This is a genomic window from Mycobacterium kyogaense, assembly GCF_003254575.1.
Taxonomy (GTDB): Bacteria; Actinomycetota; Actinomycetes; order Mycobacteriales; family Mycobacteriaceae; genus Mycobacterium; species Mycobacterium kyogaense.
This window is the reverse complement of record NZ_QJUA01000001.1, coordinates 54146-73233: the sequence shown is the minus strand read 5'-3', so window position 1 is coordinate 73233 and position 19088 is coordinate 54146. Positions and strand designations below refer to the sequence as shown.

18 protein-coding genes and 1 pseudogene are annotated in these 19088 nt (G+C 70.4%); 6 read left to right on the top strand and 13 right to left on the bottom strand.

Going from position 1 to position 19088, the window contains the following annotated elements; translation table 11 throughout:
- Window positions 1–66 precede the first annotated feature (66 nt).
- The 6 genes and pseudogenes from DMB80_RS00370 to ftsH all read right to left on the bottom strand — a co-directional run bounded on the left by DMB80_RS00370 (window position 67) and on the right by ftsH (window position 5352).
- Window positions 67–543 (bottom strand): DUF3180 domain-containing protein, encoded by a 477-nt coding sequence (locus DMB80_RS00370; protein WP_111508063.1) that lies wholly within the window; start codon window positions 541–543, stop codon window positions 67–69.
- A complete protein-coding gene (gene folK, locus DMB80_RS00365) occupies window positions 543–1067 on the bottom strand; it encodes a 2-amino-4-hydroxy-6-hydroxymethyldihydropteridine diphosphokinase (RefSeq protein ID WP_111508062.1) in 525 nt (174 codons plus the stop codon). Before folK ends, DMB80_RS00370 begins: the two co-directional genes overlap by 1 nt.
- Before the next feature lie 86 nt (window positions 1068–1153).
- A pseudogene (gene folB, locus DMB80_RS00360) lies at window positions 1154–1522 on the bottom strand (dihydroneopterin aldolase); the annotation flags it as partial.
- Window positions 1515–2360 carry a dihydropteroate synthase gene (gene folP, locus DMB80_RS00355; protein ID WP_111508312.1) on the bottom strand — a complete coding sequence of 282 codons (846 nt, stop codon included), beginning with the start codon at window positions 2358–2360 and terminating at the stop codon, window positions 1515–1517. The gene folP and the pseudogene folB, both read right to left, overlap by 8 nt.
- A gap of 44 nt (window positions 2361–2404) precedes the next feature.
- A complete protein-coding gene (folE, locus tag DMB80_RS00350; RefSeq protein ID WP_111508060.1) occupies window positions 2405–3013 on the bottom strand; it encodes a GTP cyclohydrolase I FolE in 609 nt (202 codons plus the stop codon).
- 14 nt (window positions 3014–3027) lie between these two features.
- The gene (gene ftsH, locus DMB80_RS00345) at window positions 3028–5352 is read right to left on the bottom strand and encodes an ATP-dependent zinc metalloprotease FtsH (protein ID WP_111508059.1); all 2325 of its coding nucleotides are present in this window, start codon (window positions 5350–5352) and stop codon (window positions 3028–3030) included.
- Between the two features lie 182 nt (window positions 5353–5534).
- Between ftsH and DMB80_RS00340 the strand changes: the two genes are divergently transcribed.
- The 3 genes from DMB80_RS00340 to DMB80_RS00320 all read left to right on the top strand — a co-directional run bounded on the left by DMB80_RS00340 (window position 5535) and on the right by DMB80_RS00320 (window position 8668).
- The gene (locus DMB80_RS00340; protein WP_240430957.1) at window positions 5535–6488 is read left to right on the top strand and encodes an alpha/beta fold hydrolase; all 954 of its coding nucleotides are present in this window, start codon (window positions 5535–5537) and stop codon (window positions 6486–6488) included.
- Window positions 6489–6559: 71 nt separating this feature from the next.
- Window positions 6560–7897 (top strand): PE-PPE domain-containing protein, encoded by a 1338-nt coding sequence (locus DMB80_RS27935; RefSeq protein WP_162938352.1) that lies wholly within the window; start codon window positions 6560–6562, stop codon window positions 7895–7897.
- A gap of 36 nt (window positions 7898–7933) precedes the next feature.
- Entirely contained in the window at window positions 7934–8668 is a 735-nt protein-coding gene (locus tag DMB80_RS00320) for an SIMPL domain-containing protein (RefSeq protein ID WP_111508055.1), read from the top strand.
- On the opposite strand, the gene DMB80_RS00315 is transcribed toward DMB80_RS00320, so the two are convergent.
- The 5 genes from DMB80_RS00315 to dacB form a co-directional block, all read right to left on the bottom strand.
- A complete protein-coding gene (locus tag DMB80_RS00315; RefSeq protein WP_111508054.1) occupies window positions 8665–10896 on the bottom strand; it encodes a molybdopterin-dependent oxidoreductase in 2232 nt (743 codons plus the stop codon). The two genes, DMB80_RS00320 and DMB80_RS00315, sit on opposite strands and share 4 nt — an antisense overlap.
- Before the next feature lie 85 nt (window positions 10897–10981).
- Window positions 10982–11557: a hypoxanthine phosphoribosyltransferase gene (gene hpt / locus DMB80_RS00310; RefSeq protein ID WP_111508053.1), complete on the bottom strand. Its 576-nt coding sequence runs from the start codon at window positions 11555–11557 to the stop codon at window positions 10982–10984.
- Window positions 11558–11577: 20 nt separating this feature from the next.
- The gene (tilS, locus tag DMB80_RS00305) at window positions 11578–12531 is read right to left on the bottom strand and encodes a tRNA lysidine(34) synthetase TilS (RefSeq protein WP_111508052.1); all 954 of its coding nucleotides are present in this window, start codon (window positions 12529–12531) and stop codon (window positions 11578–11580) included.
- Window positions 12510–13589, bottom strand: coding sequence for a zinc-dependent metalloprotease (locus DMB80_RS00300; RefSeq protein ID WP_111508311.1), 1080 nt, complete (start codon window positions 13587–13589; stop codon window positions 12510–12512). Before DMB80_RS00300 ends, tilS begins: the two co-directional genes overlap by 22 nt.
- Window positions 13586–14956: a D-alanyl-D-alanine carboxypeptidase/D-alanyl-D-alanine endopeptidase gene (gene dacB, locus DMB80_RS00295; RefSeq protein WP_111508051.1), complete on the bottom strand. Its 1371-nt coding sequence runs from the start codon at window positions 14954–14956 to the stop codon at window positions 13586–13588. Before dacB ends, DMB80_RS00300 begins: the two co-directional genes overlap by 4 nt.
- Before the next feature lie 111 nt (window positions 14957–15067).
- Between dacB and DMB80_RS00290 the strand changes: the two genes are divergently transcribed.
- The 3 genes from DMB80_RS00290 (at window position 15068) to DMB80_RS00280 (ending at window position 17401) form a co-directional block, all read left to right on the top strand.
- Window positions 15068–15553, top strand: coding sequence for an inorganic diphosphatase (locus DMB80_RS00290; protein ID WP_111508050.1), 486 nt, complete (start codon window positions 15068–15070; stop codon window positions 15551–15553).
- 135 nt (window positions 15554–15688) lie between these two features.
- Window positions 15689–16210: a 2-oxo-4-hydroxy-4-carboxy-5-ureidoimidazoline decarboxylase gene (locus DMB80_RS00285; protein ID WP_111508049.1), complete on the top strand. Its 522-nt coding sequence runs from the start codon at window positions 15689–15691 to the stop codon at window positions 16208–16210.
- 27 nt (window positions 16211–16237) lie between these two features.
- Window positions 16238–17401, top strand: coding sequence for a serine hydrolase domain-containing protein (locus tag DMB80_RS00280; protein WP_111508048.1), 1164 nt, complete (start codon window positions 16238–16240; stop codon window positions 17399–17401).
- On the opposite strand, the gene DMB80_RS00275 is transcribed toward DMB80_RS00280, so the two are convergent.
- Together DMB80_RS00275 and DMB80_RS00270 are read right to left on the bottom strand one after the other, a co-directional pair.
- Complete coding sequence (locus DMB80_RS00275; protein WP_111508047.1) at window positions 17383–17787, bottom strand: hypothetical protein; 405 nt, start codon at window positions 17785–17787, stop codon at window positions 17383–17385. The genes DMB80_RS00280 and DMB80_RS00275 overlap by 19 nt on opposite strands.
- Window positions 17788–17851: 64 nt before the next feature.
- Complete coding sequence (locus DMB80_RS00270) at window positions 17852–18883, bottom strand: TerC family protein (protein ID WP_111508046.1); 1032 nt, start codon at window positions 18881–18883, stop codon at window positions 17852–17854.
- Window positions 18884–19088: the final 205 nt, after the last annotated feature.

Sequence of the window (19088 nt, the reverse complement as noted above, 5' to 3'; positions counted from 1 at the left end):
TACCCGCCACAGGTCGTCACGCGTGTCGACCCTTGCGGCGATTCGGTCACGAAGCCGCGCGGCCCCTCAGCCGGTCGCCGGATCGGCGTCGGGCGGGGTGTCCTCGGGGGACCGGCAGCAATGCTGCAGCCACAGCGCCGCCGCGACCAGCGCGAGCGCACAGAGCGCCGCGACGACGGCTCCGGGACTGTCGGCGGCGGCCACCCGCAGGGCGTCGCGGCGCGGCAGCACGTACGCCGCCACGGCCACCCACCAGCCCAGCACGACCGCGCCCATCCACGCCGCCGCCTTGGCGATCACCACAGAGCGGGCCACCGCCAGCGGATGCAGCCGCCCGCGACCCACCCCGATCTCGCCGTCGCGCACGCGCGCCCGCACGTAGAAGCCCCAGCCCGCGAGGGCGACCGCGACGCCGAGCAGCGACATGCCCGTCCACACCGTGATCGGCGGGAAATACCGGTAGGTGGCCCGCACCAGCAGATATCCCAGCACCGCGGCCGCGACGGCCCCGGCGACGAGGTCGCGGGCGCGAGTCAGCCCCATCAGCGCGCGACCCGCGGCGTCAAGCTGTGGTCGGTGCGGTGCACGCCGGCACGCTCGGCCGGGTCGAGGGAGGCCAGCAGCCCCGCCACGGGGGTCGGCCGGCCCTGCACCGTCAGCGTGGCCGACGGGGCGACGGCGAGCCAGGGGACGAGGACGAACGCGCGGGCGTGCGCGTAGCGGTGCGGCAGTGTCAGCACGTCGTCGTCGACGGCCACCTCCCGGCCGCCGTCGCGCACCTCCACCAGATCGACGTCGAGTGTCCTTGGCCCCCAATGCTGTTCGCGTACACGCTGGGCTGCGGCCTCCAACTCGTGGGCGCGGTGCAGCCACTCGTGCGGCCCGTGCGCGGCGTCGGCCAGCACGACGGCATTGAGGAAGGCACCCTGCTCGACGCCGCCCCACGCGGCCGTTTCGTAGACCGGCGACACCGCGGTGACCGCATCGCCGAGCCCGTCGAGCACCGACTGCAGATGCGCCAGCCGGTCCCCGAGGTTGGACCCGATGGACAGCACCACCGACGTCATCGCGGCTCCGCCGCGCGACGGGTGGGCGGCTCCGCCGCGCGACGGGTGGGCGGCTCCGCCGCGCGACGGGTGGGCGGCTCTGCCGCGCGACCACCACGGCGTGAGCGGCGTGCGACCACCGCGACGTCGGCGAAATCCAGCGGGATCGGCGCCGCCGGCTTGTGCACGACCACCTCGACCGCGTGTACACGCTCGTCGCCCATGACGTCCTCGGCGATCTCACCGGCCACGGTCTCGATCAGCTGCCGTGGTGGGCCCGCGACGATGTTGGCGGCCCCCTGCGCGAGTGCGCCGTAGTCGAGGGTGTCGGCGAGGTCGTCGCTGGCCGCGGCGTCGGCCAGGTCGATCCACACCGTGATGTCCACGACGAAGTCCTGCCCGTCCCGGCGCTCATGCTCGAAGACCCCGTGGTTGCCGCGAACCCGCAAGCCGCGCAACTCGATTCGATCAGCCATGCCGCTCCGCTCCCTGCCCCGCCGATTGCCCCGCCGACTGCCCCGCCGACTTCCAAGCCGACGCCACCGCGAGCGCGTCGCACGACGCGCGCACGTCGTGCACCCGCACCCCCCACGCCCCGTGCCAGCCGGCCAGCGCCGAGATCGCCGCGGTCGCGGTCTCCCGGCCGCCCGGCGGCCGCGGAGATCCGTGCGCGTCAGCAAGCAGTGTCCCGAGGAACCGTTTACGCGACGCTCCGACCAGGATGGGGATACCGGTGGCGACGAACTCCGGCAGCGCCGCCAGCAGTGCCCAGTTGTGCTCGGCCGTTTTCGCGAAACCGAGCCCGGGATCGAGGATCAACCGGTCGGGAGCCACCCCGGCCGCCACGGCGGCGTCCACGCCGGCCATCAGCTCGTCGCGTACCTCGGCCACCACGTCGCGGTAGACCGGCGCCTCGTGTGGCCGCTCGCTGTCCACCGAGCGCCAGTGCATCAACACCCACGGCACCCCCGCCTCGGCGACCACCCGCACCATGTCCGGATCGGCCCTACCGCCCGAGACGTCGTTGACGATGCGGGCCCCGTTCTCCAACGCCGCGGCGGCGACGCCGGCGTGCATCGTGTCGACGCTGACGGTGATGCCGCGGCCAGCCAGCTCGGCGACCACCGGAAGGATCCGCGCCGTCTCCACCGCCGGGTCGACGCGGGTGGCACCGGGACGGGTGGATTCCCCACCGACGTCGACGATCGCCGCGCCCTGGGCGACCAGCTCGATCCCGTGCGCGACGGCACGGTCCCGATCGAGGAACAACCCACCGTCGGAGAACGAGTCATCGGTGACGTTGACGACCCCCATCACGGCCACGCTCGCCGGTGGGGAGGGCGGGAGGTCGGCGGCTGTCACTTCCGCAGGATCAGGTCCAGAGCTTCGGCGCGGGATGCCGTGTTGGTCTTGAACACCCCGCGCACCGCCGACGTCGTGGTGCGGGCCCCGGGCTTACGGATACCGCGCATCGCCATGCACAGATGCTCGGCTTCGATCACCACGATCGCCCCGCGCGGATCCAGCTTGCGCATCAACGCGTCGGCTACCTGGCAGGTCAGCCGCTCCTGCACCTGAGGCCGCTTGGCGTAGAGATCGACGACGCGGGCCAGCTTCGACAGGCCCGTCACGCGACCGTCCTTGCCCGGGATGTATCCCACGTGCGCGACACCGTGGAAGGACACCAGGTGGTGCTCACACGTGGAGTAGATCGGGATGTCCCTGACCAGCACGAGCTCGTCGTGCTGCTCGTCGAACGTCGTGTTGAGCACCTCGTCCGGGTCGGTGTAGAGACCCGCGAACATCTCCCGGTACGCGCGAGCCACGCGCGCCGGGGTATCGAGCAGGCCGGGCCGCTCAGGATTCTCGCCGACCGCGAGCAGCAGCTCGCGCACAGCGGCCTCCGCGCGGGCCTGATCGAATTCCGGGGTGGTGAGCGTCGCCGTATCGTCCTGCGACCGCGTCATCGAGGTCTCCTCCGTTATCCGTTGCCCGGCGCGGTGCCGCGTCCGTTGTCCCCGCGGCCGTTCTCCTGGTCCGGACCACGATCGTGGTCCGGCGGCGCGGGCTGCGGGTACTGCTGCTGATACGGCGGATAGTACGGCGGCTGGGGCCCTGGCGGTGGGCCCTGATAACCCGACGGCGGGTACCAGTAACCCGGCTGCGGTTGCTGCTGGGGCGCACCCTGCTGCTGCGGCGGAGGCGGCCAACCGGGGGCATGCCAGCCTGCCGGGGCGCCGTAGTCGGGCTGGGTCTGGCCGCCATGCGCACCGTTCGCGCCGTTGGTGCCGTTTCCACCGTTACGGTGGGCCGCCTCGGCGGCAGCCTTGGACGCCTGGGCGATCGCGGTCTTGAACGCGGGCTCCGGCACCGGCTTGGGCCACGGCTCACCGCGCTCGATGGCCAGCTCGCCCGGCGTCTTGATCGGCGGCTTGTCCGAGGGGACGCGGCCACCGAAGTCGTCGAACATCGTCAACCGCGGGCGCTTCTTCACGTCGCCGAAGATCTGCTCCAGCTCCTTGCGGTGCAGCGTCTCCTTCTCCAGGAGCTCGCCGGCCAGCACGTCGAGCACGTCGCGGTACTCGGTGAGGATCTCCCACGCCTCGGTGTGGGCGGCCTCGATCAGCTTGCGGATCTCGTCGTCGATGATCTGGGCGACCTCGTGGCTGTAGTCGGCCTGGTTGCCCATGGTGCGCCCGAGGAACGGGTCGCCGTGCTCGCTGCCGTAACGCACCGCGCCCAGCTTGGAGCTCATGCCGTATTCGGTGACCATCGCGCGGGCGATCTTGGTCGCCTGGTCGATGTCCGAGGACGCGCCGGTGGTGGGCTCACGGAACACGAGCTCCTCGGCCGCGCGGCCGCCCATCGCGAACACCAGACGCGCGATCATCTCCGAGCGGGTCATCAGACCCTTGTCGTCCTCGGGCACGGCCATCGCGTGGCCGCCCGTGCGGCCGCGGGCCAGGATCGTCACCTTGTAGATGGGTTCGATGTCGGGCATCGCCCATGCCGCGAGCGTGTGGCCGCCCTCGTGGTACGCGGTGATCTTCTTCTCGTGCTCGCTGATCAGGCGGCTCTTGCGGCGCGGCCCGCCGACCACCCGGTCGACGGCCTCTTCCAGCGCCGGACCGGTGATGACGGTGCCGTTCTCGCGGGCGGTCAGCAGCGCGGCCTCGTTGATGACGTTGGCCAGGTCGGCGCCGGACATGCCGACGGTCCGCTTGGCCAGCCCCTCGAGGTCGGCGTCGGGGGCGATCGGCTTGCCCTGCGAGTGCACCTTCAGCACGGCGCGGCGGCCGGCCAGATCGGGGCTGGAGACCGGGATCTGGCGGTCGAAGCGGCCGGGCCGCAGCAGCGCGGGATCGAGGATGTCGGGCCGGTTGGTCGCGGCGATCAGGATGACGCCCTGGCGATCGCCGAAGCCGTCCATCTCGACCAACAGCTGGTTCAGCGTCTGCTCGCGCTCATCGTGCCCGCCGCCCAGGCCGGCGCCGCGCTGGCGGCCGACCGCGTCGATCTCGTCGACGAAGATGATGCACGGGCTGTTCTGCTTGGCCTGCTCGAACAGATCACGCACGCGAGAGGCGCCGACGCCGACGAACATCTCGACGAAGTCAGAGCCGGAGATCGTGAAGAACGGCACCCCGGCCTCGCCGGCCACGGCGCGGGCGAGCAGCGTCTTGCCGGTGCCGGGTGGGCCGTAGAGCAGCACGCCCTTGGGGATCTTGGCGCCGAGCGCCTGATAGCGGCTCGGGTTCTGCAGGAAGTCCTTGATCTCGTAGAGCTCCTCGACCGCCTCGTCGACGCCGGCGACGTCGGCGAACGTGGTCTTGGGCATGTCCTTGGACAGCTGCTTGGCGCGCGACTTGCCGAAGCCGAACCCCATCCGGCCGCCCGTCTGCATCCGGGAGAACAGCACGAACAGGCCGACCAGCAACAGCAGCGGCAGCATGTAGATCAGCAGCGAGCCCAGCACGCTGGACTGGTTGACCACGGTGTTGGTCTTGACGTTCTTGCCCTGCAGCGCCTCGAACAGCGTCACGCCGTACCCGGTCGGGTACTTGGTGATGATCTTGTCGCTGTTCTCGGTGTCGCCGTTGCCGTCTTTGAGTTCCAGCCGCAGCTGCTGCTCGCGGTCGTCGATCTGCGCGCTGGTCACGTTGCCGCTGGTGATCTGCGACATCGCCACCGACGTGTCGACGGGCTTGTAGCCGCGGGTGTCGTCGCTGAAGTAGAAGAAGGACCACCCCAGCAACAGGACCACGGCGATCACCGTGAGCGTGCGGATCACATTTTTACGGTTCATGCATCGGTCCGGTTCATCGATGTGTGCGGCCTGGGCGAGAGAACCCCGGCCAAAATCCTTCCAATACGCGCAGCTGGAAACCTCAAGGCTACCGCTAGACCAACGTTCGGCGGCCTCTGGAGTTCCCGGGCTGGTGTGCGCGCAGATCGGAATCGCCGCCGAACTCGCGATCCAGACTCACACTGGACGCCGTGCGCACGCGAAGAGTCCGGACCAACGGGGTGACGCTGCAGGTGACCGAGGCCGGGGAACCGGGCGCGCCCGCCGTCGTGCTCCTGCACGGGTTTCCCGAGCTGGCCCACTCCTGGCGGCATCAGGTGCGAGCGCTGGCCGACGCCGGCTTCCACGTCCTGGCGCCCGATCAGCGCGGGTACGGCGACTCGGACAAGCCTGCCGCCGTCGAGGCCTACGCCGTCGACGCGTTGGTCGGCGATGTGGTGGGCCTGCTCGATGCGGTCGGTGCCGAACAGGCCGCAGTGGTGGGCCACGACTTCGGCGCAGTAGTGGCCTGGGCGGCGCCGCTGCTCGCGCCGGACCGGTTCAGCGCGGTGGCCGGCGTGAGCCTGCCCCCGGTGCCGCGCCCCCGGGTGCCGACCACGCAGGCGTTCCGGAAACTGTTCGGCGACCACTTCTTCTACATTCTCTACTTCCAGGAGCCGGGTCCCGCCGACGACGAGCTCGACCGCGATCCCGCGACCACGCTGCGCACACTGTTCGCCACACCGCCCGCCGGAGACGAGGCTGCGGCTCTGCGGATGCTCGCCCCGGACCCGGCCGGGTTCCTCGACCGCATCGGCGATCCGGGCGCTCTGCCGGACTGGATCTCCCCCGAGGACTTCGACGTCTACGTCGCGGCGTTCACGCGAGGCGGGTTCACGGCGCCGCTGAACTGGTACCGCTGTTTCGACCGCAACTGGGAGCTCACCGCAGACCCTGCGGCGGCCACGATCAGCGTGCCGGCACTGTTCATCGGCGGCACCGCCGACGCAACTCTGGCCTACACCCCGCGGCACCGCGCCAGCGAACTGGTCAGCGGGCCATACCAGGAGGTGCTGCTCGAGGATGCCGGGCATTGGCTGACCGAGGAGCGGCCGGAGGAGCTGAGCCGATTGTTGATCGAGTTCCTCGCGGTTTGAGGTGTGATTCGGACCATTCCCGGGTACGTTTGCTGCGGGTTGGGGCGGCACGCGACCGGGGGGAAATTGACGTGAACTTCACAGCAAAGCGTCGCTGCGCGTCTGAGGGCCGGTCCGATCGCGATGTCCTGGTGACGTCAGCGCGTCAGACGTTCGCCGATCTCGGGCCGACCGCCAGCATGGCCGACGTCGCCGAGGCGGCAGGCGTGAGCGCCGACGACCTGTACGGCCACTTCGGCGACCGGGACGGACTGCTCGTCGCGGTTCTCGACGACCTCGAACACTCCCTGCGTGAGCCCGAACCTATAGCCCGGCCGTCGCTCGGCCTGCCGCGGTTGTCTGCGCGGTACCTCGTCCCGCCGGTGGTCGCGGCGAGCGCGGTGCTGTCGTTGGGCACCGCACCCCCGTCGTCCGCCGCCGCGGCGGACCCGCCCCCAGCGAGCTCCGTGGTGACGATCAGCCCGCTCTGGCCGGTGTGGTCCCTGGACACCGCACTGCAGGGATCTCTCTGCGCCACCGGCGAATGTTCCCGGCTGGACTACGTGCCGTTCGCGACGGGCAACGGGGTGCGTGCCCTGGACAGGCGCCTGTCGCACATCACGACCGGAGCGCAGGCCATCGGCAGCGGACCCACCGTCGTGCTGGGCTTCAGCAACGGCGCCGGCGTGGCCGAGGAGTGGATGGCCCAGCACTCCGGGGTCGCCGGCGCACCCTCGCCCGACGAGGTGTCCTTCGTCCTGATCGGCAACCCGCGGCGGGCCTACGGCGGTCTCATGCCGCCGATCGAGCCGACCGACTATCACGTGATCGACGTGGTCCGCCAATACGATCCGATGGCCGACTTCCCCGACCGGCCGCTGAACCTGTTGGCGCTGGCCAACGTCGCGGCCGGCATGCTCTCGCCGATGCATCTGGACTACCGCGGCGTGGACCTCGACGATCCGAACAACGTGGTGTGGACCGAGGGCAACACCACCTACGTGTTCGTCCCGACGACGGAGCTCCCGCTGCTCAAACCCCTGCGCGCCCTGGGGTTCGACGAGCTGGCCGCGAAGCTGAACGGTCCGCTCACCGACATCATCGAAAAGGCCTACGACCGGCCGTATCTGGACTCGCCCGCCCCCGCGCCGGCCGTCGCGCCCGAACCCGAGCAGAAGGTACTCGCGGCGTCGACCCAGGAGACCGAGCAAGCCACGCCCGAACGTCGCACCCTGTTCTCGAAACGCACTGTCGCCGAAGAGGACTCAGACACGACGCCGGCACGGAACGCGGCCCGGTCCGACGACGACCGGCAGCAGGCCGACACACCGACCGTCACCGCGCCGCCCGCAGACGACGGGGCCGCAGCGAGCACACCGAAGCCGGCGAAGAAGACCCACAAGGGCTGGGGACGCCACCGCGCCGAGTGACCCGATTGCCGGGCGCGGCGGGTTACTGTGCCAGCCATGCCTCATTCACCCCGCAGACCCGTCCGCATCGCTCTGGCCGTGGCCGCCGCCGGCGTCGTCGCGGCCTCGGCAGCCGCCTGCGACGCACAGTCGGGACCCACCGCGTCGCCAGGCACGGACGCCCGTCAGGTCACCGTCGTCGGTGAAGGTCAGGTCAAGGGCACCCCGGACACGTTGACCGTCAACGCATCCATGGAATTCCAGGCCGCCGACGCCACCGGCGCGATGAGCCAGACCAACGAGCGCCAGCAGGCCGTCATCGACGCGCTCGTCGGCGCCGGCGTGGACCGCAAGGACATCGCCACCACCGCAGCCGATCTGCAGCCGCAGTACGGCAGCGACAGCACCACGATCTCGGCGTATCGCGCCACCAACTCGATCACCGTCACGATCCGCGATCTGGCCAAGGCATCGGACGCGATCGGTCTGATCGTCAGCACCGGAGGAAATGCTTCCCGCATCAACTCGATCAACTACTCGATCGACGACGATTCCCAACTGGTCCGTGATGCCCGCGCCCGCGCGTTCAACGACGCCAAGGACCGCGCCAACCAGTACGCGCAACTGTCCGGACTCGACCTCGGCGACGTGATCTCGATCTCCGAGACGGCCTCCCCCACGCCGCCGGTGCCGATGCCCGCGATGCCGCGCGCGATGGAGGCCGCGGTGCCGCTGGAGCCGGGTCAGCAAACCGTCGGGTTCTCGGTGACGGTGGTGTGGCAGCTCGGCTAGGCCGAATCAGAGCCGGTGGGCCCGACGGTGACCGGGACGCCGTTGAGCACCGCGGTGCCCGACAGCGGATCGAGCAGGGAGCCGTCGTTGAGCTGGTTGACGTTGACACCCGGCTGACCGGCGGCCAGGTGCTGCCCGGTGCCGGGCCGGTCATGACCCCAGCCGTGCGGCAGGGACAGCACCCCGCGCCGGATGCCGTCGGTGATCTCGACGGGCACCACCAGCTCGCCGCCGGCGCCCTTGACGACGGCGGTGTCGGTGACGCCCAGATCGGCGGCGTCGTCAGGGTGCATCCGCAGCGTGCACTGGTTGGTGCCGCCCGCGAGCGCGGGCAGGTTGTGCATCCAGCTGTTGTTGCTGCGCAGGTGCCGACGCCCGATCAGCACGAAACCCTCGGCGGGCCGCGCCATCGCCTCCAGCAGCCGCGCCGCGTCGTCGATCAGGGCGGGCGGCGCGAGCTCGACCTGGCCTGACGGCGTGCGCAGCACCTCGAGCAGCCGGGGCTGCAGCGGACCCAGATCGACGCCGTGCGGTGCGTCCTTGAGCCGCTGCAACGTCAACCCGTCGGGGCGCGCCCCGAACGCGTCGCCGTACGCACCGAGGCGCAGCATCATGTCGAGCCGGCGCTCGTAACCGGGCCCTGCGGGCAGCATCGCCGTCAGTTCGTCGACGGCGCGGCCGGCGACCGGCGACGAGGGGTCGGCAGTCTCCTTGGCCAGGGTGGTGGCGATGACCTGCTCGTCGACCAGCGCCGGATCGGCGTCCTGGCCCATGCCGAACACGACCAGCGCCAACCGGGACAGGATCTCGGCCTCACTGGGCCTGCCGTCCAGCGGCAGCGCCGGCGGCGAGTAGCGGGCGTTGTTGCGGATCGCGAGCGCGTTCAGCGCGACGTCGAAATGGGGCGAGCGCGACGGCGGGGGCGGGGGCAGGATGACGTCGGCGTGGCGGGTCGTCTCGTTCAGGTAGGGGTCGACGCTGATCATGAACGCGACGCTGTCCAATGCCTTGTCCAGCCGGTCGCCGTCGGGGGCGGACAGCACCGGGTTGCCCGCGATCGTGATCATGGCGGTGATCTGACCGTCGCCCGGCGTCTCGATCTCCTCGGCCAGTACTGGGGTCGGCAGTTCGGAGAGCACCTCGGGACGGCCCGACACCCGGCTGTGCCAGCGGCCGGTGCGGAACCCCTTGCCGGGCCGGTGCCCGCGCGGCGCCGGCGCCACCGGCGAGCAGGGGAACATCGCACCGCCGGGCCGGTCCAGGTTGCCGGTCAGGATGTTCACGACGTCGACGAGCCAGCTGCCCAACGTGCCGAACTCGACCGTCGACGTCCCGATACGGCCGTAGACGGCCGCGCTGGATGCCGCGGCGAGCTCCCGCGCCAGCGTCTCGATCTCAGCGGCGTCGACGCCGCAGTACTCGGCGACGGCGGCGGGGGTGAAGTCGCGCGCCGCCGCGCGCACCTCGTCGAGACCGGCGACATGCTCCGCCAGGTCACCGAGGGTGACCAGGTTCTCGTCGAACAGCACGTGGACGACGGCGAACAGCAGCGCCGCGTCCGTGCCGGGGCGTGGCGCCAGATGCCGGTCGGCGAGCTCCGCGGTGCGGGTGCGGGCCGGGTCGATGACCACGATCCGGCCGCCGCGCTTGCGGATGTCGCGCATCTTGCCGCCGAAGTCGGGGGCGGTGGTCACGCTGCCGTTGGAGACCAGCGGATTGGCCCCGATGATGACGAGGTAGTCGGTCCGGTCGAGGTCGGGCACCGTGAACGCGACCGGACTGCCGAACATCAGACCCAGCGACACGTGCTTGGGCATCTGGTCCAGCGTGCTCGCCGAGAAGACCTGGCGGGTGCCCAGGCCGCGGATGATCAGCGGCGGGTACAGGGCACCGGCGACCGTGTGCGCGTTGGGATTTCCCAGGTACGCCCCGACGGCGGCGCCCCCGTGCTCGCGGATCACCGCGCCGAGGCCGTCGGCGGCCGCCGCGAACGCCTCCTCCCACGTCGCCTCGGTCAGCACGCCGTCACGGCGGACCAGCGGAGCCTGCAACCGGTCGGGATCGTTGTCGAGCTCGGCGAAGCTGGCGCCCTTGGGGCAGATGAACCCGGCGCTGAACACGTCGTCACGATCGCCCCGCGCACCGACCACTCGGCCGGCGTCGATGGTCAGCGTCAGGCCGCAGGTGGCCTCGCAGAAGGGGCAGATGCGGAGCGCGGTCTCGGTCATGGCTTCGATCCTGCGTCCAGATCGACGAAATGGCGAGAACTTCTCGCGCTTTCGCGCCCAAACGTCGGTATGGGCGGGTGAGACGTCAGTCCGTGTAGACCTTGGGGTCGAGCGTGCCGATGAAGGGCAGATCGCGATAACGCTCGGCGTAGTCCAGGCCGTAGCCGACGACGAACTCGTTGGGGATGTCGAAGCCGATGTATTCGATGTCGACGTCGGCACGCACCGCCTCGGGCTTGCGCAGCAGCGTGCACACCCGCAGCGACCGGGGCCGGCGGGTGGCCAGGTTGCGCAGCAGCCACGACAGCGTCAGCCCAGAATCGACGATGTCCTCGACGATCAGCACATCGCGATCGTTGATGTCGCGATCGAGGTCTTTGAGGATGCGCACCACCCCCGACGACGACGTCGACGAGCCGTACGAACTGACCGCCATGAACTCCAGCTGCGTGGGCAGCGGGATGGCCCGGGCCAGGTCGGTGACGAACATGACCGCGCCCTTGAGCACCGTGATCAGCAGCAGATCCTGCTGCCCCTCCCCCGGCGTCGGGTAGTCGGCGGCGATGAGGCCGGCGAGCTCAGCTGTCTTGGAGCGGATCTGCTCCTCCGACAGCAACACCGACTTGATGTCCCCGGGATACAACTCCCCATGCGCAGGCACGCCCTAGAGCCTACTGGTGCTCAGTCGGCGACCGGCTCCCGGTAGAGCGTCAGCACCGCGCCGCGCCGGCCGGCGAAGAGCCGGCGCCGCGCCATCGCGCTCGGTACCGCCACTGCGCCCTGCCCGCGCCACGCCGTCACCAGCGCGTCGACCGACCGGATCTGCGCATCGGTCAGGCCCACGGCGCCGCCGTCGAGCAGCCACCGCCGGAGCACGCGGCGGCGCACCGCGGCGGGCAGTGCTGTGAGTGTCGCCACCGCCAGCTCGGGAGTGACGACGATCTCGGCGGCGATCCCGTCGAGCGCGTCGGTGTCCTCCCGCAGCGCCGCGGCGGTGCGTGCCAGCGCCTCCGCGACGCCGCCGGCCAGCACATCCTCGAGCAGCGGCAGCACTTCGGCGCGCAGCCGCACCCGGGTGAAGCGCGGGTCCTCGTTGTGCGGATCGCGCCACGGGGTCAGCTCGAGTTCGGCGCATGCGGCGTGGGTGACGCTGCGTCGCACCCCCAGCAGGGGCCGGCACCACGGCGGATCGTGGGGCCGCATCCCGGCGAGCGAGCGTGCGCCCGATCCACGGCCCAGGCCCAGCAGCACCGTCTCCGCCTGGTCGTCGAGCGTGTGCCCGAGCAGCACCGGTGACCCGTCGCGAGCCTGCTTCAGAGCGCCGTAGCGCGCCGCGCGGGCGGCCGCCTCGGGCCCGCCCTGAGTGCCGACGTCCACCGAAAGCACTTGAGCGTCAACGCATCCCAGCGCAAGCGCCTGCTCTTTGGCGGTCGCTGCGACGGTCCCGGAGCCGGCTTGGAGCCGATGGTCGACGATCAGCGCCGTCGTCGGCCGCAGCGCTGCGGCGACCGCGGTCAAGGCCAGCGAGTCCGGCCCGCCCGACAGCGCGACGCACCAGGGCCCGTCGAGCCCGTACTCGGCTGCGAACCGGCGCAGTGCCGCGCGCAGCTGCGCTACAGCACCCGGTCGATCCATCGCTGCGGCTCGTCGATCTCGTCGGGCAGCGGCAGGGTGTGCGGGCCGGTCCAGATCGTGTTGAACCGCGCCATCCCGACCGTCGACACCACGGCGTCGACGAACGCCTTGCCGCGCGTGTACTGGTCCATCTTTGCGTCGATCCCCAGGAGTGCCCGCAGCAGCCGCTGCACCGGGGGCTGGCGGCGGTGCCTGCGCTGGTCGAACCGGTGACGGATGGTGGCCACCGACGGGACCACCGCGGGCCCCACGGCATCCATCACGTGGTCGGCGTGCCCTTCGAGCAGCGTGCCCAACACCAGCAGCCGGTCCAGCGCTTCGCTCTGCGCCTCGGACTGCACCGCGCGCACCAGCCCGAGGATGCCCGCCGAATTGGCGTCTGCAACATGGCCGGAACGCTTCTCGCGGACGTACTCCGCCAGCCGCCCCACCACCTGCGTCACGTCGTCGCCGGCGTCCTGGGTGAGCACGCCGAGGGCGTCGGACATGTGGCCGGCCAGCCACGGGTTGGCGCGGAACTGCACCCGATGGGTGACCTCGTGCAGGCAGACCCACATCCGGAAGTCGGCCGGTTGCACGTGCAACTGCCGCTCCACCGCGATGACGTTCGGGTAGACCAGCAGCAGCTCACCGCCGGCTGTGTCATTTCCCGGGTCGCTTCGCTCCTGCCCACCGGAAGCGAACGGATCGTATTGCCCCAGAATCCCCGACGACACGAACGCCAGCACCGCGCCTGTCTGCACGCCGGCGATGCGCCCGCTGATGGCACGGGGTTTCGCGCCGTCACCCCCGCCCGTCATCGCCCGCATCGAACCGGCGGCCGCGCGGATCCACTCCGGCCGGTTCACGATCCGCGCCTCGGGGATGTCCGCCCCTTCGGCGAGACCGGTCACCTCGCGCACCGGCACCTCGGCCGCCCGCGCCGAGTCGGCGAGCTGTGCGATCACCTGGTCGCGGGTGTAGTCGGTGGACGGCGGCTCGGGGCGGGCCAGCTTGCCGCCGAACGAGGCCGCCAGGTTCCAATCCACCGCGCTGCCGACCGAGAACGTCTGGTTCATGTGCGGCACCCGCACGTGCGCAGGGTCGCGGCGAACGCGTCGAGCGCGGTACGCCCGCTGGGGCCGGCCTGGTTGGACAGCAGCGCGAAGGTCAGCACCCGGCCGCTGGTGTCGGTCACGATGCCGGCCAGCGAGTTGGTCGCGGTCAACGATCCCGTCTTGGCGCGCAGGTAGCCGGCGGCGCCGCGGCCGGCGCTGTCGAGGTAGCGATTCGACAGCGTGCCACTGCCACCGGCGATCGGCAGCAGATCCACCAGCGGCCGCAGCTTGGGGTGGTCATCGCCGGCGGCCGCGCCGACGACCTCGTCGAGGGTCTCGGCGGTCAGCCGGTCGTCGACCGACAGGCCGCTGGAATCCAGCAGCCGCGCCTCGCCGGTGTCGATCCCGGCGTCGTCGAGGGCGGCGAGCACCGCGCTGACCGCGCCGGCGAAGCTCTGCGGTCGGCCCGTCGCGTCGGCGACCTCCCGGCCCGTCGACTCGGCCATCACGTTGTCCGAGGCGTTCATCATGTCGCGCAGCCGCTGGATCAGCGGCGGAGACTGCACCGAGGCGATCTCGCGGCCCCGCGCAGCCGACGGCAGCACCGTCACCTTCTGCGGGTCGACGCCGAGCGCGATCGCCAGCGCACGCCCGGCGTCGAGTGCCGGAGTGCGCGAGCGCGCCGAGTCCACGGTGACGGGCTGGGTGCGGCCGCCGTCGAGCATCACCGCCTCCATCGGGGCGATGTCGCCGCCGTCGATGTCCAGCGGGTCCCAGCCCGGCGCCATCGTCGGGCCGTTGTAGGCGCTGACGTCGACCGCGACCGTGCGAACAGTGGTCCCGCTGCGGCGCACCTGGTCGGCGAGGTCGACGATCCGGGCGGCGTCGCGGTACCAGGTGTCGGTGCCGCGCGGGGCTGCCGACAGCGTCGGATCGCCGCCGCCGACGAGCACCACGGTCCCGGGCGACGTGGCCACCACCCGCGTCGTCAGGCGGGCGTCGCGGTCCAGCGTCAGCAACGCCGCGGCGGTGGTCAGCATCTTGTTCACCGAGGCGGGCTGCATCGGCACATGCGGGCCCTGCGACCACAGCTCGTCGCCGGTGAGGGCGTCGGTGATACGCCCGGTGAACTGACCGAGGTTCGGATCGGCCACCACCCCGCGCAATGCGTTGGCCAGCCCGGCGGCGGTCGGCATGTCGGCGGTGTCGGGCACCGGGACGACGCCGGGGTCAGCGGTCGCAGGCGCCGGTGCAGGCTTGACGGCCACCGCCGCCGACGGCTGACGGCCTGCGATCAGCGCCGCCGTCAGAACCAGACCGGCCACCACGACGACCACGGCGAGGCCGACCAGGACATAGGTGGACCGCCGCCACCGAGTCGGCCGCATAGTTCCCCTGTCACTCGATTACTCCGACGCCACCCCTGTAGTGCAGGGTATCGCTCCCCACTAAGGTGGTTCCGGCCTGTTGATCGCCCGTCATGCGAAGGAGCCTCCCCGGTGCAGTTCGACGTTCTCATCGAGATCCCGAAGGGTTCCCGCAACAAGTACGAGGTCGACCACGACAGCGGCAAGGTGAAGCTGGACCGCTACCTGTTCACCGCGTTCGGCTATCCGACCGACTACGGCTACATCGAGGACACCCTCGGCGAGGACGGCGATCCGCTGGATGCGCTGGTGCTGCTGCCCGAGTCGGTGTTCCCCGGCTGCATCGTCGAGGCCCGCCCCGTCGGCATGTTCCGTATGACCGACGAGAAGGGCGGCGACGACAAGGTGCTGTGCGTGCTCGCCGATCCGCGGTGGGACCACATCCAGGACATCGGCGACGTGTCGGAGTTCGAGCTCGACGCGATCAAGCACTTCTTCGTGCACTACAAGGACCTCGAGCCGGGCAAGTTCGTGCACGCCGCGGACTGGGTGGGCCGCGAGGAAGCCGAGGCCGAGGTGAACCGGTCGATCGAGCGCTTCAAGACCGAGGGCCACTAGTTTTCTCCCCGCGACCAGACGCGAACTCGAGCGGACACGCCGTGAGAACACTCGAGATTGCGTCTGCTCGCGGGAATTGACCTGCCTGTAACACGGCGTTACGTGCTCGCCGTTTGACCGTTCGATCATGGCGGTGTGCTACTGCATCAGGGAATCGGACTGGACGCGTTCAACGCGCTGCCGATGCGCCGCGCCGTGCACGCCGTCTACGAATGCTGCTCCAGCGTGCCGCTGGCCGCCGACCTGGCCCGACAGCGCCCCTTCACCACCCACGACCAGCTGTTCCGCTGCGCCGACTCGCTGCTCTTCGCCCTCGGCGAGGACTCGATCGACTCGATCCTGCAGGCCTACCCCGACATCGGCCGCCGGCCCGGCAGCGAGAAGTCCCAGGCAGAGCAGTGCGCGATCGCCGACGCGCGGCCCGAGATGATGGCGCGACTGGCCGACGCCTCGAAGACCTACCTGGACCACTTCGGCTTCGGCTTCGTCATGTACGTCAACGGCTACAGCGCCGACACCGTGCTGGCCACGATGGGTGACCGGCTGCTCAACGACTACGAGACCGAACGCAAGATCGTGCGCAACGAACTGGCCAAGATCAACCGCACCCGGCTGGAACGCATGCTCGGCCCCGAGGGCGGCTACGACAACTGGTGACCGCCAGCACCACATAGGCTCGCCCCTATGCGTGGTGCCGTGCACGGTCAGTGGGAGCCTCGCTTCGACCGCCTCGCCGCCGCCCTGGCCGACGAGATCGAGGCGGGCGAGGAGCTCGGCGCGTCACTGGCCGTCGATGTCGACGGTGAACTCGTCGCCGACATGTGGGGCGGCCACGCTGATCGAGCCAAAACCGTTGCCTGGCAACAGGATACGATCGTCAACTTCTGGTCCTGCACCAAGACGCTGACCGCACTGGCGGCCCTGCTGCTCATCGACGCCAACGAGCTCGACCCCGGCGCGCCGGTCACCAGATACTGGCCGGAATTCGGGGCGCACGGCAAAGACCGCATCGAGGTACGCCACCTGCTCGCACACACCTCAGGAGTGTCGGGCTGGCAGGTGCCGTTCGACGTCGAGCACATCTACGACTGGGAGCGTGCCACCGCCCATCTGGCAGACCAGACCCCGTGGTGGGAGCCGGGCACCGCGTCGGGCTACCACGCGATGAACTACGGCCACCTCATCGGCGAGGTGATCCGGCGCATCACCGGCACGCGCCTCAAAGACGTTGTCCGCGAGAGCATTTCCGAGCGATTTGCCGCCGACGTACAAATCGGCGCACGCGAATCCGACGAGCCCCGCATCGCCGAGCTGCTCGCTCCCCCACCCCGCGACCGCGGCCTGGACCGGCTCGGCCCCGACCACCCGGCGGTCCGGACTTTCGCGGCGTTCCCACCCGGCGCCTACGGTGTCGCGGTCGCCGAGACCGCACCGTGGCGAGCCGCCGACATCGGCGGCGCCAACGGCCACGGCAACGCCCGCGGGCTGGTGCGCGCGCTGCGCGCGATATCGCTGGGCGGCGCCGTCGACGGCACGAAGGTGCTCTCCCCCGCCACCATCGACCAGATCTTCGTCGAGCAGTCGCACGGCACCGACCTCGTCCTCGGCATTCCGCTGCGCTTCGGCCTCGGTTTCGGCCTGCCGACGCCCGAGAGCGTGCCCGCCGTCCCGCCCGGCAGAGTCTGCTGGTGGGGCGGCTGGGGTGGCTCACTGGTCGTGATGGACCTCGACCGACGGGCGACGTTCGCCTACGTGATGAACAAGATGGGTGGAGGCACGACGGGCACCACCCGCTCGCTGCGCTACGCGCGCCTGATCGACGCGGCGCTTCAGGACGCGCGGGCCTGATCGCGGGCGCTCAGGACGCGCAACACGTCCCGCCCGATGCGGTCGAGGTCCTGCTGTGGCGACGCGCCGATCAGCGTCACCCCGTCGGCCACCCCGGCCGACGCGATGTCGCCGACGAGCCCGGCCAACCCGGCGACGGTGCCCGCGTAGCGGATCGTGTCCCCCGAGGTGGCACCGAGTTCACCGAACGCTCCTCGCGCCGCGCGGAAATCCCCGGCGACGGCGACCGTCACGTCCAGGATCACCGCTGCATTTCCCGGACCCGACCGGATACGCGAGCGGACCTGACGGGCCCGCTGCAGGTCAGGAGCCGCAACCCGGATGGTCGGCTGACCACCGTCGGTGAGCTCGCGCAGCCCGGCGTCATCCTCGAGAAAGATCCGCATGAGCCCACGCTAACCAGGTCCAACTATGTGCGCACCCGTTCCAATCAGGGCGAGCGCAACGGAATCAGCGGCTGGTGTCCGCCGCGGGATCCGTTTCGTCAGCCGCCTCGGGAGCCTCACCGTTCTTGCGCACGTCGTGCACCCGGGTCTTGTACAGGCTCGCCGCCGTGGTGATCGCGAGCGTGACGACGATGACGCCCAGGCTGGCCAGCGTCGGGATCTCCGGCACCTTCAGCGGCTCGCCGCCGTTGATGAACGGCACCTCGTTCTCGTGCAGCGCGTGCAGCAGCAGCTTCACCCCGATGAAGCCCAGGATGAACGCCAACCCCTGCGACAGATACACCAGCCGCTTGAGCAGGTCGCCGAGCAGGAAGTACAGCTGACGCAGACCCATCAGCGCGAACACGTTGGCCGCGAACACCAGATAGGGCTCCCGGGTCAGGCCGTAGATCGCCGGGATCGAGTCGAGCGCGAACAGCAGGTCGGTGGTGCCGAGCGCGATGATCACCAGGAACATCGGCGTCATCAATCGTCCGGAGCCGTTCTCTTTCACCCACAGCTTCAAGCCGTCCCAGGTGTCGGTGAACTTCAGGTGCTTCTGGGCGAACCGAACCACGCCGTTCTCGCCGTCGTCATCGTGGTCGGTGTCGCGCACCAGCTTGATCGCGGTGTACACCAGGAACGCGCCGAAGAGGTAGAAGACCCAGGAGAACTGCTCGATCGCGACGGCGCCCAAAGCGATGAAGATGCCGCGGAAGATCAACGCAAGAATGATGCCGACGAGCAGCGCCTGCTGCTGATACACCCGCGGCACCTTGAAGCTCGCCATGATGATCAAGAAGATGAACAGGTTGTCCACCGACAGGCTGTACTCGGTGAGCCACCCGGCGAAGAACTCCACGCCGTACTGGCTGCCGTGGAAGAACCACGTCCACACGCCGAACGCGATGGCGAGGCCGACGTAGATCGTCAGCGCGGTGCCGGTTTCCCGCTTGGACGGCTCATGGGGGCGACGCCCGATCACGATCACATCGAAGAGCAGGATCGCGATGGTCACGCTGAGCGTGATCCCCCACTCGAGAGCACTGACGTTCATCAAACCTCCGGTCGTCGTTCAACGCCGGAGGTCTCTTCCACCGCCGCCGTCTCCGGCGCCCGGCCCGCAGCACCGGTCGCCCTCAGGCGGGCGACGTGATGACGACACTGCGGCGAAGGAATACTCCCCTCCAAGCGGGCGATTCTGCCAGGCGCGCCGTCGACACGCGAATCAGCGGCCACCCGACGGCGAGAAGCAGCCTCGC

Excerpts from the sequence above, each read along its gene's own strand:
- ftsH (WP_111508059.1), bottom strand. The coding sequence starts at position 5,352 with ATGAACCGTAAAAATGTGATCCGCACGCTCACGGTGATCGCCGTGGTC.
- folK (WP_111508062.1), bottom strand. The coding sequence starts at position 1,067 with ATGACGTCGGTGGTGCTGTCCATCGGGTCCAACCTCGGGGACCGGCTG.
- DMB80_RS00370 (WP_111508063.1), bottom strand. The coding sequence starts at position 543 with ATGGGGCTGACTCGCGCCCGCGACCTCGTCGCCGGGGCCGTCGCGGCC.
- DMB80_RS00280 (WP_111508048.1), top strand. The coding sequence starts at position 16,238 with ATGCGTGGTGCCGTGCACGGTCAGTGGGAGCCTCGCTTCGACCGCCTC.
- DMB80_RS00300 (WP_111508311.1), bottom strand. The coding sequence starts at position 13,589 with ATGAACCAGACGTTCTCGGTCGGCAGCGCGGTGGATTGGAACCTGGCG.
- folP (WP_111508312.1), bottom strand. The coding sequence starts at position 2,360 with ATGGGGGTCGTCAACGTCACCGATGACTCGTTCTCCGACGGTGGGTTG.
- DMB80_RS00315 (WP_111508054.1), bottom strand. The coding sequence starts at position 10,896 with ATGACCGAGACCGCGCTCCGCATCTGCCCCTTCTGCGAGGCCACCTGC.
- folE (WP_111508060.1), bottom strand. The coding sequence starts at position 3,013 with ATGACGCGGTCGCAGGACGATACGGCGACGCTCACCACCCCGGAATTC.
- tilS (WP_111508052.1), bottom strand. The coding sequence starts at position 12,531 with ATGGATCGACCGGGTGCTGTAGCGCAGCTGCGCGCGGCACTGCGCCGG.
- dacB (WP_111508051.1), bottom strand. The coding sequence starts at position 14,956 with ATGCGGCCGACTCGGTGGCGGCGGTCCACCTATGTCCTGGTCGGCCTC.
- DMB80_RS00320 (WP_111508055.1), top strand. The coding sequence starts at position 7,934 with ATGCCTCATTCACCCCGCAGACCCGTCCGCATCGCTCTGGCCGTGGCC.
- DMB80_RS00270 (WP_111508046.1), bottom strand. The coding sequence starts at position 18,883 with ATGAACGTCAGTGCTCTCGAGTGGGGGATCACGCTCAGCGTGACCATC.
- DMB80_RS00275 (WP_111508047.1), bottom strand. The coding sequence starts at position 17,787 with ATGCGGATCTTTCTCGAGGATGACGCCGGGCTGCGCGAGCTCACCGAC.